This window comes from Rhodococcus sp. MEB041 (assembly GCF_030208955.1).
In the GTDB taxonomy this organism is placed as follows: Bacteria; Actinomycetota; Actinomycetes; order Mycobacteriales; family Mycobacteriaceae; genus Rhodococcoides.
In genome coordinates this window covers 147574-162650 of sequence record NZ_JARVSZ010000004.1, presented here as the reverse complement: position 1 = coordinate 162650, position 15077 = coordinate 147574, and the positions used below count along the sequence as shown (strand labels likewise).

18 protein-coding genes are annotated in these 15077 nt (G+C 68.4%); 6 read left to right on the top strand and 12 right to left on the bottom strand.

The features are described from left to right. Positions 1 to 32: 32 nt before the first annotated feature. The 3 genes from QRN16_RS12770 to QRN16_RS12760 form a co-directional block, all read right to left on the bottom strand. Positions 33 to 818, bottom strand: coding sequence for a M23 family metallopeptidase (locus QRN16_RS12770; RefSeq protein WP_231476416.1), 786 nt, complete (start codon positions 816 to 818; stop codon positions 33 to 35). Positions 819 to 880: 62 nt separating this feature from the next. Continuing rightward, the gene (locus QRN16_RS12765; protein WP_222638890.1) at positions 881 to 2596 is read right to left on the bottom strand and encodes a flavin monoamine oxidase family protein; all 1716 of its coding nucleotides are present in this window, start codon (positions 2594 to 2596) and stop codon (positions 881 to 883) included. After that, a complete protein-coding gene (locus tag QRN16_RS12760; RefSeq protein WP_056443515.1) occupies positions 2593 to 3165 on the bottom strand; it encodes a helix-turn-helix domain-containing protein in 573 nt (190 codons plus the stop codon). The genes QRN16_RS12765 and QRN16_RS12760 overlap by 4 nt, the downstream gene beginning before the upstream one ends. A gap of 75 nt (positions 3166 to 3240) precedes the next feature. Between QRN16_RS12760 and speB the strand changes: the two genes are divergently transcribed. Further along, on the top strand, positions 3241 to 4182 hold the full coding sequence (gene speB, locus QRN16_RS12755) for an agmatinase (RefSeq protein WP_027506493.1): 942 nt from the start codon (positions 3241 to 3243) through the stop codon (positions 4180 to 4182). Here the strand turns inward: speB and QRN16_RS12750 are convergent. Further along, positions 4146 to 4799, bottom strand: a complete 654-nt coding sequence (locus QRN16_RS12750; RefSeq protein WP_051613522.1) for a DedA family protein — start codon at positions 4797 to 4799, stop codon at positions 4146 to 4148. The genes speB and QRN16_RS12750 overlap by 37 nt on opposite strands. A gap of 40 nt (positions 4800 to 4839) precedes the next feature. On the opposite strand from QRN16_RS12750, the gene QRN16_RS12745 reads away from it, so the two are divergent. After that, positions 4840 to 5343 carry a hypothetical protein gene (locus tag QRN16_RS12745; RefSeq protein WP_285187292.1) on the top strand — a complete coding sequence of 168 codons (504 nt, stop codon included), beginning with the start codon at positions 4840 to 4842 and terminating at the stop codon, positions 5341 to 5343. Positions 5344 to 5543: 200 nt separating this feature from the next. Continuing rightward, the gene (locus QRN16_RS12740) at positions 5544 to 6356 is read left to right on the top strand and encodes a GAF and ANTAR domain-containing protein (protein ID WP_056443510.1); all 813 of its coding nucleotides are present in this window, start codon (positions 5544 to 5546) and stop codon (positions 6354 to 6356) included. Here QRN16_RS12740 and QRN16_RS12735 read toward each other — a convergent pair whose 3' ends face one another. Further along, positions 6357 to 7103 carry a 3-hydroxybutyrate dehydrogenase gene (locus QRN16_RS12735; RefSeq protein ID WP_027506496.1) on the bottom strand — a complete coding sequence of 249 codons (747 nt, stop codon included), beginning with the start codon at positions 7101 to 7103 and terminating at the stop codon, positions 6357 to 6359. A gap of 81 nt (positions 7104 to 7184) precedes the next feature. Here QRN16_RS12735 and QRN16_RS12730 point away from each other — a divergent pair, with 81 nt between their 5' ends. The 3 genes from QRN16_RS12730 to QRN16_RS12720 are packed head-to-tail and all read left to right on the top strand — an operon-like array spanning position 7185 to position 8421. Further along, positions 7185 to 7700, top strand: coding sequence for an SRPBCC family protein (locus QRN16_RS12730; protein WP_056443507.1), 516 nt, complete (start codon positions 7185 to 7187; stop codon positions 7698 to 7700). Then, positions 7697 to 8248 (top strand): DUF2231 domain-containing protein, encoded by a 552-nt coding sequence (locus QRN16_RS12725; protein ID WP_027506498.1) that lies wholly within the window; start codon positions 7697 to 7699, stop codon positions 8246 to 8248. The genes QRN16_RS12730 and QRN16_RS12725 overlap by 4 nt, the downstream gene beginning before the upstream one ends. Further along, entirely contained in the window at positions 8245 to 8421 is a 177-nt protein-coding gene (locus tag QRN16_RS12720) for a hypothetical protein (protein ID WP_155957085.1), read from the top strand. Before QRN16_RS12725 ends, QRN16_RS12720 begins: the two co-directional genes overlap by 4 nt. Here QRN16_RS12720 and QRN16_RS12715 read toward each other — a convergent pair. The 7 genes from QRN16_RS12715 to QRN16_RS12685 all read right to left on the bottom strand — a co-directional run bounded on the left by QRN16_RS12715 (position 8402) and on the right by QRN16_RS12685 (position 15057). After that, entirely contained in the window at positions 8402 to 9289 is an 888-nt protein-coding gene (locus tag QRN16_RS12715; protein WP_056443505.1) for a polysaccharide deacetylase family protein, read from the bottom strand. The genes QRN16_RS12720 and QRN16_RS12715 overlap by 20 nt on opposite strands. Continuing rightward, positions 9289 to 9858: a hypothetical protein gene (locus QRN16_RS12710; RefSeq protein ID WP_027506500.1), complete on the bottom strand. Its 570-nt coding sequence runs from the start codon at positions 9856 to 9858 to the stop codon at positions 9289 to 9291. The genes QRN16_RS12715 and QRN16_RS12710 overlap by 1 nt, the downstream gene beginning before the upstream one ends. A 35-nt stretch (positions 9859 to 9893) precedes the next feature. After that, on the bottom strand, positions 9894 to 11021 hold the full coding sequence (locus QRN16_RS12705) for a TDT family transporter (RefSeq protein ID WP_285187291.1): 1128 nt from the start codon (positions 11019 to 11021) through the stop codon (positions 9894 to 9896). A 75-nt stretch (positions 11022 to 11096) separates the two neighbouring features. After that, positions 11097 to 11990 (bottom strand): LysR family transcriptional regulator, encoded by an 894-nt coding sequence (locus QRN16_RS12700; RefSeq protein WP_285187290.1) that lies wholly within the window; start codon positions 11988 to 11990, stop codon positions 11097 to 11099. 36 nt (positions 11991 to 12026) lie between these two features. Next, positions 12027 to 12308, bottom strand: a complete 282-nt coding sequence (locus tag QRN16_RS12695; RefSeq protein ID WP_285187289.1) for a hypothetical protein — start codon at positions 12306 to 12308, stop codon at positions 12027 to 12029. Positions 12309 to 12395: 87 nt separating this feature from the next. Beyond that, entirely contained in the window at positions 12396 to 13928 is a 1533-nt protein-coding gene (locus QRN16_RS12690; RefSeq protein WP_285187288.1) for an AMP-binding protein, read from the bottom strand. A 1-nt stretch (position 13929) separates the two neighbouring features. Beyond that, complete coding sequence (locus QRN16_RS12685; protein WP_056443486.1) at positions 13930 to 15057, bottom strand: DUF5938 domain-containing protein; 1128 nt, start codon at positions 15055 to 15057, stop codon at positions 13930 to 13932. Positions 15058 to 15077: the final 20 nt, after the last annotated feature.

The following is a 15077-nucleotide window of genomic DNA, read 5'->3' as shown; positions in this document are numbered from 1 at the left end:
GAGCGTGTTACTGGTGTGACGAATGGGATTCGTCAGTCGCCTTCCGGTCCGAGCGAGATACCGCGGCCGATCAACCACAGTTCGGGATCCACGTGCTTGTCCGCGACGACGGTCTCGAAGTGCAGGTGCGGCCCGGTGGAGTCGCCGCGGTTCCCCATCGTCGCGATCTGCTGCCCCGCCGCGACCCGCTGACCGGCCACCGCGACCAGGGTGTCCACGTGACCGTAGATGGACACGGTGCCGTCGTCGTGTCGCACGCGCACCCACAACCCGAAGCCGCTCGCAGGGCCGGCCTCGATCACCTGACCGTCCGCCACCGACAGGATCGGTGTGCCGATCGGGCCGGCGATGTCGATTCCGTTGTGCATCGTTCCCCACCGCGGGCCGAAACCGGACGTGTACGTGCCGCGAGCCGGTGAGGCGTAGCTACCGATGCGGGCGCCGATCACGGCCGGTGGCAGCTCGTACAGTCGGCGATCCTTCTCCTCGGCGCTCGCCGCCGTCGAGAGCACGGCGATGGCGGCCGCGTACTCCTCCTCCGCCGTGGCGCGGTTGACCTTCGCGATCTGGCGCAGCGGGCCCAGGTTGCGCTCCGGTTCCGCCAGGAAGCTCGGCCGCAGGTCCGCAGCGGGAGCGGCGACCGCCCCGACGGCCGGTTCCTCGGCCGTCGGCCGGGTCAGGTGGAACACGAGCACCGCGACGGCGAGCACGAGCACGATGGCCAGCGCCTGCGCCGAGACGGTCCGCACCGGAACGGTCGCAGGCGTCGTCACGGGCGGCCGATCGGCCGCCCGTGAGCGCGAGAGCAACTGAACCACCGGAGGAACGCTACCGCTCGGTAAGTCCTCCCGGACCGAGATTCACCGCGCCGGTCGACGCATCAGTCCCCGAGGCGGAGCGGGGCGATGCTCTCGAAGACGTCGCCCGGCCCGGGATTGTCCGGATGTGTCGATCCGCCGAGGTGGTTCATGACTCCCCACACCGCGTTGAGCGCGGTCTGGATGGCGCCCTCGGCCCATCCCGCCGTCCACGAGATGTCGTCGCCGGCGAGGAAGATCCCGCGATGCCGGGGGGCGAGCTCGTCCTGCACGAAGTGCGAGAACAGGCGTTCCTGATAGCGATAGTGGCCGGGCAGGTTGGCCTTGAAGGCACCCATGAAGTGTCGCTCGGTCTCCCACGACAGCGTCACCGGATCGGAGACGATGTGGCTGCGGAAGTCCACCCCGGGATAGATCTCCTCGAGCGATCCCAGCATCAGCGTCAACCGCTCGTCGGGTGAGAGCGGCAGCAGCTTCAGCGAGTCGTCGCTCCACGTGTACGACAGACAGATCACGCCGGGCCGATCGTCGCCGTGATCGAGGAGATACGTTCCCCGACTCAACCGGTCGGTGAGGGTCATGCTGACCAGTTCCCTCCCCGTCTCGGGGTCGACGTCCTTCCAGAACGGTCGGTCCACGAGCACGAACACCTTGGTCGACCCCATGTAGTGGGTGCGTTCGACGGCCGTCCAGTGATCGATGGGCAGCAGGTCGTCGTCGGTGTCGATCGTGTTGAGGAGCATCCAGCTCTGCGCGGTCACGACGACCGAGGCGAACTCGTCCGTCCGGCCCGAGGAGTCGGTCACCGCGAAGGTGTGGTCGCCGGTGGCGTCGTCGGTCCGTCGCCGGATCTCCGTGACACCCGGGCGGGGTGTGCCGCCGTGCAGCGACGCGACCGAGGTGCCCGCCGGCCAGTGCGCCGCGTCCGACACGGCCTCCGACCACAGACCACGTGGCAGGCGGCTGGATCCGCCGACGATGCCGCGGTGGTGATCGTCCGCCTCCGTGGCCACGACGCGCAGGATCTCGAGTATCGAGTTCGGGAAGTCGGTGTCCCAGCCACCGGTGCCGAAACCGACCTGCCCGAACAGCTCTCGACGCGCGAACGACGCGAAGTGGGGGGATCCGACGAGGAACCCGTAGAACGTCGTGTCGTCGAGTCGCACCACGAGGTCGTTCCAGATGCGCTTCACCGCCGCCGCGTCCCGGGCGCGGATGGCGCGCTGGAGAGGGACGAGTTCGGACTGCTCCTCGAGCGTGCGCTGCCACGCCCTGGCCACCTCGGCGTACTCGTCGGGGAGATCGGTCAGCTGCCGCGCGTAGTGACTGGTGCCCTTGAGGTCGATGACGGTGCTGGGCGTCGCCTCGGCGAGCGGGTTGGGGAACGGGGTGGTCTCGATGCCGAGGTGGTCGAGGTAGTGGAACAGGGCGGTGGACGACGGCGGGAACCGCATCGCGCCCATCTCGGCGACCGTGTCCTCGTGCCCCTCGAACGGGACCGAGTGCATGCGGCCGCCGATCCACCCCGCCTCGTACACCACGGGTTCGAGTCCCATCCGCAGCAGCTCCCGGGCGGCGACGGTACCGGCGAGACCGGCACCGACGATGGCGACGCGGGTGCCGCGGCGCTCCGGAGGGACCGACCCGAGCCCGGCCGGGTGCGCGACGAAATCGTCGTAGGCGAAGGGGAAGTCGGGGCCGAACATGGTGACCGGCTGCTCACGGTCCCCTGCTGATCGCTCGTGGACCGAGCTGTCGGGAGTGACGGGCGTGGTCATGGGGTCGTCTCGATTCTGGTTCTGTCGTGGCGGGAGGGCAGGGACGGCGTCAGAACCCACAGCACCGTGGTGTCGACCTCCGCGCGGAAGCTGTGCCGACGACGAGGATCGAAGGTGAGCGCGTCACCGTCGTCGAGCTGCACGGTGCGCTCGTCGAGCGTCAGGATCAGCCGACCGGTGAGCACCAGGACGAACCCGACCTCGGCCGGCAGTTCGTACGACTCGTCGCCGCTGCCTCCTCCGCGCTCGATCCTGCCGTGGATGACCTGCACGCGCTGTTCGCCCGCCGGAGTCAGCAGGTACTCCGTCTGGGCATGACCCCCGAGGGCGATCGGGGGGTACTCGCCGGCGCGGACGACGTCGCCGTGCGGAACGTCGTCGAACAGCGACCCCATGGGAATCTCGAGCGCGTCGCACCAGCGCACCAGGACGGCGACGGACGCGGACGCGCGGTCGTTCTCGACCTTGGACAGGTAGCCCTTGGTCACACCGACGGTCGACGCGAGCGCGTCGAGAGTGAGACGACGGGCGGCCCGGGCCTCCCGCAGCCGGTTTCCGATGGTGGACACGCCGCGATCATGCCCTGCTCCGCGTCAGGAAACAAGTGTTGACCAACCGCCTGAAGTGAGGAAACATCACTGCTCATGACCGACATCAGGGGACCTCTGGACGGCTCGCGATACCCGCGGTACATGGAACCGTCGACCTTCGCGCGGCTGCCGCGACTCGACGAGGTCTCCCGGGCGGACGTGAGCATCGTCGGAGTGCCCTTCGACTCGGGCGTGAGCTACCGGCCGGGCGCGCGCTTCGGTCCCGGCCACATCCGCGCGTCGTCCAAACTGCTCCGGCCGTACAACCCCGCGCTGGACGTGTCGCCGTTCGCGCACCGCCAGGTGGCCGATGCCGGCGACATCGCGGTCAATCCGTTCGACATCGCCGAGGCACTGACGACGGTCGAGCACGCGATCACCGATCTGCGCAAGGACGGCAGCACGGTCCTCACTCTCGGTGGCGACCACACCATCGCGCTGCCGATCCTGCGCGCGCTGCACCGCGACCACGGGCCGATCGCCGTGCTGCACTTCGACGCGCACCTCGACACGTGGGACACGTACTTCGGTGCACCCTTCACGCACGGGACACCGTTCCGACGGGCCAGCGAGGAGGGGCTGATCGACCTCGAGCGGTCGCAGCACATCGGGATCCGCGGTCCGCTGTACGGCAAGAAGGACCTCGAGGACGACGCCGTCCTGGGGTTTCAGATCATCCGGTCCGACGACTACGAGACGGACGGGGTGGCCTCGATCGTCGAGCGGATGCGCCGCCGTCTCGACACGGGCCCGGTCTACGTCTCCGTGGACATCGACGTCCTCGACCCGGCCCACGCCCCGGGCACCGGCACACCCGAGGCGGGCGGCATGACGTCGCGGGAACTGCTGAACACCCTGCGCGGGCTGGTGGGAGCGAACATCGTCGGTGCGGACATCGTCGAGGTCGCGCCCGCGTACGACCACGCGGAGATCACCGGAATCGCCGCGTCACACGTGGCCTACGAGCTGCTGTCGGTGCTCGCGCTGGGATCGTAGGCCCGCGCCGCGCCCTTCTCGGAGCGATGAGCCCGGACGCGCCACACGATCAGCGCGATCACCACCACCGCGACCACGATGATCGCCGCGTCCCGTCCCACCGTCTTCGCGACCTGTTCGTACGAGTTGCCGGCGACGAATCCGAGCACCACGAACCCCGTCCCCCAGACGAGCCCACCGAGTGCGTTGTACGCGAGGAACTTCGGGTACGGCATGCGCGACATTCCGGCCAACGCCGGCATCACCGCCCGGAAGAAGGCGACGAACCGGCCGAGGAAGACGGCCGTCCCGCCCTTGCGCGCCAACAGGTCCCGCGCCTTGTCCAGCTTGTCGCGACGCTTGTCCAGAATCTTCATGGCCAACAGTCGTGGGCCGAAGTGCTTGCCGATCTCGAAGCCCACCGAGTCACCCACCACGGCCGCGACGACCACGACCGCCGCCATTGCCACGACACTCACGTGGTCCTGACTCGCCGCGACACCGCCGATGACCGCGGCCGTCTCTCCCGGGATCACGAAACCGACGAAGATCGCGTCCTCGAGGAACACCAGCAGGAAGACGATGAGGAACACCCAGATCGGTGCGATGTCCAGCAGGCGCTCCATCACGGAAGTCATACGACCATGATGGCCCACAACCAGTGAATCGAGGTTCGATGTGGCTCCACGCAATCCGCACGCCATCGCGGACGGCATGATCGTGCGCAGTGTCACACGCCCGGATCGGGTCTTCCGGGTCAGCGGCGATCCCGGCGGGGCTCGGGTCAATTTCGTGGCGCTGTCGCCGGGCACGCGCACCGTAGTGAACGGCAGCCCTCGCAACTACCGTCCCGAGACACCGGCCGAGGAGTTCGAGCGACTCGCGGACGCCGGGCGGGACGACGTGATCGAGGACGTCCGTCGGACCGAGCCGGCCGACGACGCATCGGCGGGTACGAGCGCCGTGGCGGACGAGCCGACCGACGACGAATCGGCGGGTACGAGCGCCGTGGCGGACGAGCCGACCGACGACGATTCCGTCGCCACTCTGTGCGTACGCATGCAGGATGCCGTCGCGCGCGTCGCCGACGGCGAGTGCGACCCGGACGACGCCGCCGCGATCGTCAGCGCCGCGGCCGCGCTCAATGCAGCCGTGATCGCGGAGCACGCACGCCGCGGTTGAGCCCACGACACGAAGAACCCCACCGGTGCGCAGGCACACAGTGGGGGTCTCCGAGACATCGGCGGGCTTCTTCACTCGACGGCTCTGGCACTTCGTGATGTCCGGACAACACGAGTACCTGATGCTTGCGATACCCGCTGGCCACCGAACTCAACCGGAGTCGCTGCTGGTGTCCCCGCGTCGTGCGATGATTCTCAACCGTGGAGAGCAGGGACAGCGCCGTGGCGGCGACAGCGGACTCGGAGCGTGCGGAGGCGGACGAGTCGACGTCGCGTGCGGCGGAGTTGGTCACCGAGGTGGCCACCGGGTCGGTCGCTCCCCGTCGACTCGCGGCCATGCTGAGCGTGGTCGGCGGCAGCGTCCGCGACGACGACCATCTGGCGGTGCTGCTGAAGCGCACCGCGGAGATCGCACACGAGGCCGTCGACGGTGCGTCCAGCGTCGGTGTGAGCATCCTGTTCGGCGGCCTGACGTACACGGCCGTGCACACCGACGACCGCACGCTCGAGGTCGACCGCCATCAGTACGAGATCGGTGAGGGTCCGTGCCTCGAGGCCGCCCGGACCGGAGAGATCGTGCGCGTCGACGTCGATGCGGCGCAGCAGCGCTGGCCGGAGTTCGTACACGCTGCTCGCGAGGAGGGCGTGCGCTCGTTCCTCGCCGCGCCCCTGCACACCGCCGACATGAAGCTCGGATCGTTCAACCTGTACGGCACCGCCCCCGACGCGTTCGGGTCGATCGACGAGTCGATCCTCGAGCTGCTGACGTCCACCGTGTCCACGGCGATCGGCGACTACGCGCGCGTGCGGTCGGCCCGCGAGGTCGCGTCGGGCCTGCAGGACGCACTCGAGCACCGCGCCCCCATCGAGCAGGCCAAGGGCATTCTCATGGCGCTGCACGGCGTCGACAGCGACACCGCGTTCGGCATGCTGTCCGCGGAGTCACAGCGTGCCAACCGCAAGCTCCGTGACATCGCCCGCGACTTCGTGGAGAGCGTCTCGCGCGGCGAGTGATCAGCTCGCGCTCCAGCCGCCGTCCATCGTGTACGACGCTCCGGTGATCATCGACGCCTCGTCTCCGACGAGGAAGGACACCAGTGCGGCCACCTCCTCCGGCTCCACCATCCGCTTGATCGCACTCTCGGTCAGCAGCACCTTCTCGAGCACCTCGGACTCGTCGATGCCGTGGACGCGCGCCTGATCGGCGATCTGCTTCTCCACGAGGGGTGTTCGCACGTAGCCGGGGTTGACGCAGTTGCTGCGGACGCCCCGCTCGGCGCCTTCGAGAGCGGTGACCTTCGACAGTCCCTCCAGCGCGTGCTTCGCCGTGACGTACGCCGACTTGTTGGCCGATGCCCGGATGCCGTGCACGGACGACATGTTGACGATGCGTCCGTACCCGGACTCGTACATGTGCGGCAGAGCGGCACGCACCAGCAGGAACGGTGCCTCCACCATGAGTGTCAGGATGCGGCGGAACATCACCGGGTCGAAGTCCTCGATCGGCGACACGTGCTGGATTCCCGCGTTGTTCACCAGGATGTCGGTCTCGAGGGTGAGGTCCGCGAGCGCGTCGACGTCGGAGAGATCCACCTGCCACGCGTCTCCCCCGATCTCGTGTGCCAGCGCCGTGGCGGCGTCACCGTCGAGGTCGGCGACGGTGACCCGGGCGCCGTTCGCCGCGAGGGCGCGGGCGATCGCGGCCCCGATTCCGCTGGCACCACCGGTGATGAGAGCCGATCGTCCTGTGAGGTCCGTCATGGTCACGAGTCTGTGCCCGTCGCGCTCCGTCTTCAATGACGACCTGCGCACCCGCTTCCTGCACAAGTGCAGACTGGACCCATGACCGACGAACGACTCGAGTTTCAGCGCGTGATGCCGTTGCCCGCGGCGGACATCTTCGACGTGCTCTGCGATCCCGACGGCCACGTCGCCATCGACGGCTCGGGCATGTTGATGAGCGCGGACGGCGCACCCGTGACGTCCGCGGGAGACACCTTCGTCGTGCACATGGATCGCGAGGCACTCGGCGACCTCCCGATGGGTACCTACGACGTCGAGGTCACCATCGCGACCTTCGAGCGCGATCGGGACATCTCGTGGACGATCGTCGGCACGGTCCGACCGCCCATCGGCCACCGCTACGGGTACCGGCTCGCGCCGCACTCCTTCGAGGACGGCACGGAGGGCACCCTCGTCACGTCCTACTACGACTGGTCCGACATTGATCCCGACTGGCGGGAGCGTGACATATTCCCCGTGGTGTCCGGATCGTCCCTGCGCGTGACCCTCGGCATTCTCGAGCGCACCGTGCGTCGCGGTTACCCTCGACCGCTGCGGGTATCCGACACGGTATGAATCTCACACCGCTGTTCCACCCGCTCGAGAAGGCGACGTTCCTCGATCCGGTCAGCGACCCCGTCGCCGGGAAGCTCCGATCCGCTCTCGAGGGGACGAAGGTCGACGGCCTCCTCCGTGGGACCTTCGTCGGCCACCCGATGCATCCCATCATGGCCTACTCCTCGGTCGGATTGTGGACCAGCGCAGTCTTTCTCGATGTCACCGGTGGAGACTCCGCGGCAGCGCGGCGCCTCATCGGTGCCGGACTGGTGACCGCCCCCACCGCACTGGTGACGGGGTGGGCGACGTGGTCGACGCTCAACGCGGAACAGCGACGAGTGGGTCTGATCCACGCGAGCACCAACGCCGTAGCCCTGGCTCTGTTCACGGCGTCGTATCGCCGGCGCGCGAAGGCAGCGGACGCGTCGTCGCCGCCGGACACCACGTCGAAGGCGCTCGCACTCGCCGGATTCGCCGTCGCCGGTCTGGGCGGCGCTCTCGGCGGTCATCTCGGGTACAACATGGGAGCGGGAGTCGCGGCACGGGCACTCCCGGCGGGCGTGTGAGTACCGACGAGGTGTTCGCCCAGTTGCGAGCACGCGGTGTCACGGCCGAGGGTGCACGGCGCTTCGCGGACGGCAGTGCCGAGAACCTCGATCCGGAGGCCCTCGCGGCACTCACCGAGGCGAACCTCACCGAGGCGCAGCTGCACGACTACGTCACGCAGGCGGCGGAGTGACCGTCCGATAGTGCTCGGCGATGTCGCCGGCGGTGGTGAACCAGACACCGTCGGCGTGCGACGTCAGGTGATCCAGCGCGCGACGAAAGCGTCTGAGCCGGTGCGGTTGCCCGGTGAGGAACGTGTGGGTGGAGATGGCCAACACGCGCGGTGCGCGCCGCGACTGCTCCTTCAGCTCGTCGAACGAGTCGACGACGATGTGCTCGAAATCCTCCGCGGACCCGTGGTGATGGACGAACACCGGAAGGTCGTTGACCTCGTGCGGGTACGGAACACTCAGTAGAGGTCCACCGCGCGTGGCCATCCACACCGGCTGGTCGTCGATCGGCCAGTCGAGCGTGTACTCGAATCCCTGCTCCGCCAACAGGTCCTCCGTCACCCGGCTCGGGTTCGCGCCGGGGCTCATCCAACCCCGAGGCGGCGAACCCTCGTGTGACTCGATCGCCCGTCGTACCGCCTCGATGGTGCGACGTTCCGCGTCCTCGTCCTGCTGGTTCGGCTGCTCGGCGTTGGTGCGGCCGTGGGCGACGACGTCCGCGCCGAGTGCGCGATACGCCGCCACCAGATCGGGAGCGTGCTCGTAGATCTCGGCGTTGACGAGCAGAGTCGGACGAATTCCGCTGTCGCGCAATGTGTCGGCCAACGCGAAGCCGCCCGCCCTGTTGCCGTACTCGCGCCAACCCCAGTTGTAGGTGTTCGGCTGGTCCATTCCCGGCGTCCATCCCAGCCCGGGAGCTCCGTCGTCGTACGGGAAGTGCTCGCAGTTGACGGCGACGTACACCGCGAGGGACGCGCCGCCCGGCCACGAGAACGACGGACGGGACGTGATGGGCGAGTAGGGGAATCGGCCGTGCGAGGGCAGTGCCATCACTCGCCCCGACTCGTACGGATCGCGGCGCGGAGGCCGTCGAGATAGGGCTCCATGTCGGTCTCCGACGTCAGCGCCACCGCCTCGACAGGGTGGTGCCGCGCCTCGATCACCACACCGTGGTCGCCCACCGTCGCCGACGCCCACCACCGTTCCTGCCCGCCGTGCATCTCGAAGTCGGTGTCCGCGCCGTTCACCGGCACGACGACGCGACGCGCCTCCGTCGCCGCGATGGCCTCACGTCGCCGCTTGTACTCGGGCGACATCGGCGTCAGACCGATCGCCGACAGCATCGCCTTCAGCGCCGTGCGGTGCGCGTCCTTCGTGGTGGTGGTGACCTCGACGAAGGGACCGTCGATGTCGTCGCCGTCCCAGTCGACCTCACCGTGCCGCAGTGTCACGCTGGTCAGTACGTCGTTCTCCCGCGACCACGGGCCCATCACCCGCACCCCGTTCCACCCGTTCACCGTGTAGGTCGGGAAGGTGGTCGACTCGGCGCGGATCTGATCCTCGATCGCGCGTTGCTGGGTCCAGAACTCGTCGGGCGTGAGGTGGCCGGTGATCTCCATGCCTCCAGTGTGCCCACTTCGCCGTCGTGCGACTCTCACGCCGGAAGAAACACCCGGCCGCGATACGCCTCGCGCACCGTCCTCGTCGCCACCGTCGTCCACGCCGTCACCAGCACGGCGAACAGCACGACCGCCAGTGCCTCGACGACGGACGACTCCAGCGCGCGCCCCAACGCCGCCGCGCCGGTGACGCATGTTCCGACCGGGAAGGTGAACGACCACCATGCCAACGAGAAGCGCAGTCCTCGGCGCGCCGCGTGCACGGTCAGCGCCGTGGCCAGGGCGAACATCATCGCTCCGAAGCCGCCCATCACCATTCCGAAGAGGATTCCCGCCGCACGCAGGACCACCGCCACCTCGCTCCGGTCACCGGTGAACACCATCGCCGCATCGGCACCCAGGAGGTTGGCCGCGGTGACCGACTGGCCGATGACGCCGAGAGTGATCCATATAGTCGGTGCAGCCTGGACCGGGAGGACGGCGCCGTGCAGCAGTCGACCGAGAACCGCGGTCGTCACCATCAGCCCGGTCACGAGTGCCAATCCGAACAGCGCGTAGCAGCCGACGAGCATCGCGAGCCGCCACTGCCCGTCGGCGATGTGCGGGAGGAGAAGTGCACCGGTGGATGCCGAGACCATCGGCGGCACCACGGGCATCAGCCATGCCGGGAGCGCGACCGTGTCGGCGCTGCGGCGGCGGGTGATCATCAGGTACGGGACGACGACGCTGGTCGCGAGCCCCAGCGCGGTACCCACCGTCCAGAGGACGACGAAGATCGAGGTGGCCAGGCTCTGCCCGAGGATGTCCACGCCGACGAGGCTCGCACCGGCACCGACGGTGAGCAGAGCCATGGGCGGCGCGCCGTAGAACTGCATCATCACGGGGTGGGCCGCGTACGCCAGCGCGACGCGGCGGTGCGCGAGCCAGTGCGCGGCGAACAGGGTCGACACGACGACGAGGACAGTCGAGGCGAGCAGCCACATGACGACGGCTGCCATGTGGAGCACGACATTCTGCACGGGCAGCGTTGCTGCGGCAGTGGCGACGATTCCGGTCCCCATCACCGATGCGAACCAGTTCGGCGTGATGTGCTCGATCACGCTGCCGGGCGAGTCGAGGTCGCGGAGCATCCCGTGCGGTGTGGCGGTCCGGAAAGTCGTCATGCCTTCACAGTGCGCCGGGACGGCCAGAGTCTGTAGTGGTCGGGCTCTTGTCACCCCACAACTGCTGGTTGTGGGCTACCGCCGAGCAGCGGCGATGTCGACGAAGTCGCGACGGGAACCGCGCAACGCCGACGACAGGCTCCAGACCGCGCGCAGTTCCCGTGTCATCGCCAGTCCGGGGATGACGATGCGCACCAACGCGCCGCTCCGCAGCTCCCCCTCCACCGCGAGAGACGACACCACCGCCGGCGCATTCGCCGATATGGCAGCAGACTTGACGGCGGTGACGGAGTTGAGCTCGATGAGCGGCGGAACCGTGGGGCGAACGGCACTCTCGTACGTGGTGCGGGTTCCCGACCCGGGCTCACGCTGCACCAGAGCCGTCGTCTGCAGCAGCTCCAGCGAGGCCACGCGACTCGTCGCCCACGGGTGGGACGGTCCCGTGACGATGATCAACTCGTCGTGCGCGACGACGGCGACGCCGAGTCCGGCCGGCACGTCGGGCCCTTCCACGAACCCGATGTCCGCGCGCCCGTCCAGCACCTGCTCGGCGACCTCCGCCGAGTTCATCAGTCGCATCTGCACCTGGACGTCGGGTGACTGCCTGCGCATCGAGAGCATCCACGCGGGAACCAGGTGCTCGGCGATGGTCATGCTGGCGGCGATGGTCAGCGTCGCATTGCCCTCGCGCAGAAGCGATGTCACTCCTGTCGCGAACTTCTCGGCCGAGTCGAGGATGCCGCCCGCCCACTCCATGACCGCGACGCCCTCGGGGGTCAGGGCGACACCGCTCGTCCCGCGATCGAAGATGCGGACACCGATGTCCCGTTCCGCAGCACGCACTCGCGCGCTGACCGCCTGCTGACTCAACCCGTGTTCGCGGCCCGCTGCCGTCATGCTGCCCAACCGGGCGACGGACACCATCACATCGAGGGCTCCGAGGTCCGGTACCCGCGGCGACAATGGCATCCGCCCACCGTAGCGACTGCGCCGGTGGGCTCGGGGTCAGCTACCGAAGCCTGCTCGGATACCGACGAGCTGGTACGTGCCGAAGGCGAAGCCGGGAGCACAGTTCACGAGGATGATGTCGCCACGCTCCCGGTACTCCGCCGCCGTCTGCTGGCAATTCTTTGCGGGCGGGAAGTAGAACTCGCCGAAGGTCTGGAAGTAGAGCGGGCCGATCGACGGTGCTGCGGTCGCCGTTGGCCCGCCGGACAACACGATCGCGGCGGCTCCGGCGCCCGCCACGGTGGCGCCGACGAGTGCGCGGGTGATTCGACGAGACATGATGGACCTCCTGGCTGGGCGTACCGATCGGTCCGTTCACGGTAGGCCCGGCCGTCCGCCGTGTACAGAGGTCGAGCGACCCACCCACTACATCGTCATGGTGTACCTGACCTCGTTCTTCAGGATCTTTCCGACCTTCGACCGGGGCAGGAGATCCCAGACCTCGATGTTCTTCGGCGCCTTCACGCTGCCGATGCGTTCTTTGACGAAGGCGATCAGTGCGGCGGGATCCACCTCCTGCCCGGCGCGCAGCTCGACAGCCGCCACGACCCGTTCTCCCCATTTCTCGTCGGGAAGTCCCACCACGGCCGACTCCTTGACCGCGGGATGCGCGAGCAGTGCCTGCTCCACCTCGGCCGAGTAGACGTTGAATCCGCCCGTGATGATCATGTCCTTGGCACGGTCGACGACGAAGAGGAACCCGTCGTCGTCGAGGTACCCGATGTCGCCCGTGTGGTGCCAACCGTGAGCGCCCACCTCTGCCGTCGCCGCCGGATTGTCGTGATAGCCGTCCATGACCAGGGGACCGCGCACGACGATCTCGCCACGCTCACCGGTGCCGACGAGGTCGCCCTTCTCGGTCATGATCGCGACCGTGGTCAAGGGTGTCGGACGACCGGCCGAGGTGAGCCGTTCCGTCGCCACCGTGCCGTCCGGACGAAAGTGGTCCGCCGGCGCCAGGGTGGCGATCATGTTGGGCGCCTCGGTCTGTCCGAACAGCTGCCCCAGCACGGGCCCGATGCGCGTGAGCGCTTCCTCGAGCCGCGTCGGCGACATCGGCGCCGCCCCGTACCAGAGGCAGCGGAGAGACGACAGGTCCCGATGATCCAGATCCGGGTGGTCGAGCACGCCGTAGATCACCGTCGGAGGCAGGAACGCATGGGTGATGCGGTGCCGTTCGATCAGCGCCAGGAACTCCCCGATGTCGGGGGCCGCCATGATGACCACCTCGCCGCCGAGACTCAGGATCGGGAACGTCAGCACACCGGCGGAGTGCGTGAGCGGCGCCAGCGCGAGATACCGCGGACGCACACCGAAGGGATAGCTCATCAGCGCGAGCGCCGTCGAGGTCATCATGTTGTCCTCGGTCAGCCGCACCCCTTTCGGCTTTCCCGTGGTGCCGCCCGTTCCCGCCAGCATCGCGAGCCCGCGCGGCGGCCGCCTGTCCGCGTCGAGCTCGCCGCGGTGTTCGGCGAGCCACGACTCGAACGGGATCGACCACTCCGTGTCACCGTCGAGGCAGACCAGTCGCACGAGGTGCGGCAGATCGCCTCGGATCCGGTCGACCAGATCGGTGAATCGGCTCTGGAAGAACAGAGTTCGGCATCCGAAGAGATCGAACAGCTGGCGGTTCTCGTCGGCCTCGTTCCGCGGATTCACCGGGCACCACACCGCGCCGGCGCGCGAGATGCCGAACACGCACGTCAGCGCCAGCGGATCGTTACCGGACAGGACGGCGACGCGATCGCCGGCCTCGACACCGTCGTGTTGCAGCGCCGCGGCGATCTCGACCGACCGGTCGTACACCTCACCGTAGGTGGAGGTGTCACCCCCGGCCGTGAGGCACGGTGCCCCACGGCCGAGCGAGACGCCCTTGTCCAGGTAGTCGGAGAGTCGCATCTCAGCGGTGCACGGAGACGATCGGGTCCAGGACCAGACCGAACGCCCGCAGCGTGCCGAGCAACTCGCGATGACCGAACGCCTCACAGCTGGAGGCGAATCCGACCTTGCGTGGAGCTCCCTGCAGGAGTGCGGCAGCCCCGTGTGCGTTGAGCAGTGCGGTCTGCTTGTAGTTGCAGTTGCCGTGGATGACGCAGTGTGCGCGGCCCAGCGGACCCGATGCGTACACCGAGTCCAGCGAGGTGTTCAGGCGCGGGTTCTCCCGGGGCGGCATTTCGCTGCGGATCGCGGACGACTGCTCGTCGATGATGCGGTACTTCTCCTCGTCCGACTTGCCCTCCATCTGTTCGAGCGCGGCGGCCACCAACAGCGGAACCGCCTTCATCAGAGGCGGATTGAAGACACCGCCGAGAGCCTTCGCGGTGGTGACCCGCGGGTCGTTCTTGAACCAGACCGGATGCGACGTGCCGCCCCACGGCAACGCCAGGCCGAGATCGTGCTGACCGGGAACGCTCACGGTGTAGAGCCCGGCGTCGGCGGGCCACTCGACGTACTCGTTCTCCTCCAGGTAGTACGCCTTGGAGAACGCGGCGTTGGTGAGGATGGTGTTGGTCGAGGCGACGGTGGGGTGCCCCTTCCAGAACACCTGGATGTCGAGGCTGTTCAGACCCGGGTTCTCCAGGCAGATGTTCGCGGCGATCTCACCGATGGAGTACATCTGCGCGAGGCCCGGCGTGAGAACCAGTCCCTGCGAGGCGAAGTCGGCGCTGTACTGCGCCTCGGCGTCGATCATCCAGTTCTGCTCGCCGTTGGTGTCGGTGTAGTGCGCACCGATGGCCAGGCAGGCCTGCGCCACCTCGTGGCCGTAGCGGGCGAACGGTCCCACGGTGTTGAGGACCACGGTCGCGCCGCGGAAGGCCTCGGTCAGCGCCTCCACGGTGTGCTCGACCTCGACGATCTCGTGCTCGACGGTGTCGATACCCGGCACGGCACTCACGGCATCCTTCAGGCGGGCGTGATCGCGGCCGGCGGCCAGGAAGGGAATGTTGTACTCGCGCAGGTACTCACAGATGAGGCGACCCGTGTAGCCGGACGCTCCGTAGACGACGACGCGCTTGTCAGTGGGCATGGTTGATCTCCTGGTTCGAA

What these genes read in the sequence shown, in the direction of transcription:
- speB (WP_027506493.1), top strand. Translation starts at nt 3,241, where the DNA reads ATGACCGACATCAGGGGACCTCTGGACGGCTCGCGATACCCGCGGTAC.
- QRN16_RS12765 (WP_222638890.1), bottom strand. Translation starts at nt 2,596, where the DNA reads ATGACCACGCCCGTCACTCCCGACAGCTCGGTCCACGAGCGATCAGCA.
- QRN16_RS12730 (WP_056443507.1), top strand. Translation starts at nt 7,185, where the DNA reads ATGACCGACGAACGACTCGAGTTTCAGCGCGTGATGCCGTTGCCCGCG.
- QRN16_RS12700 (WP_285187290.1), bottom strand. Translation starts at nt 11,990, where the DNA reads ATGCCATTGTCGCCGCGGGTACCGGACCTCGGAGCCCTCGATGTGATG.
- QRN16_RS12715 (WP_056443505.1), bottom strand. Translation starts at nt 9,289, where the DNA reads ATGGCACTGCCCTCGCACGGCCGATTCCCCTACTCGCCCATCACGTCC.
- QRN16_RS12710 (WP_027506500.1), bottom strand. Translation starts at nt 9,858, where the DNA reads ATGGAGATCACCGGCCACCTCACGCCCGACGAGTTCTGGACCCAGCAA.
- QRN16_RS12705 (WP_285187291.1), bottom strand. Translation starts at nt 11,021, where the DNA reads ATGACGACTTTCCGGACCGCCACACCGCACGGGATGCTCCGCGACCTC.
- QRN16_RS12685 (WP_056443486.1), bottom strand. Translation starts at nt 15,057, where the DNA reads ATGCCCACTGACAAGCGCGTCGTCGTCTACGGAGCGTCCGGCTACACG.
- QRN16_RS12725 (WP_027506498.1), top strand. Translation starts at nt 7,697, where the DNA reads ATGAATCTCACACCGCTGTTCCACCCGCTCGAGAAGGCGACGTTCCTC.
- QRN16_RS12695 (WP_285187289.1), bottom strand. Translation starts at nt 12,308, where the DNA reads ATGTCTCGTCGAATCACCCGCGCACTCGTCGGCGCCACCGTGGCGGGC.
- QRN16_RS12750 (WP_051613522.1), bottom strand. Translation starts at nt 4,799, where the DNA reads ATGACTTCCGTGATGGAGCGCCTGCTGGACATCGCACCGATCTGGGTG.
- QRN16_RS12735 (WP_027506496.1), bottom strand. Translation starts at nt 7,103, where the DNA reads ATGACGGACCTCACAGGACGATCGGCTCTCATCACCGGTGGTGCCAGC.
- QRN16_RS12690 (WP_285187288.1), bottom strand. Translation starts at nt 13,928, where the DNA reads ATGCGACTCTCCGACTACCTGGACAAGGGCGTCTCGCTCGGCCGTGGG.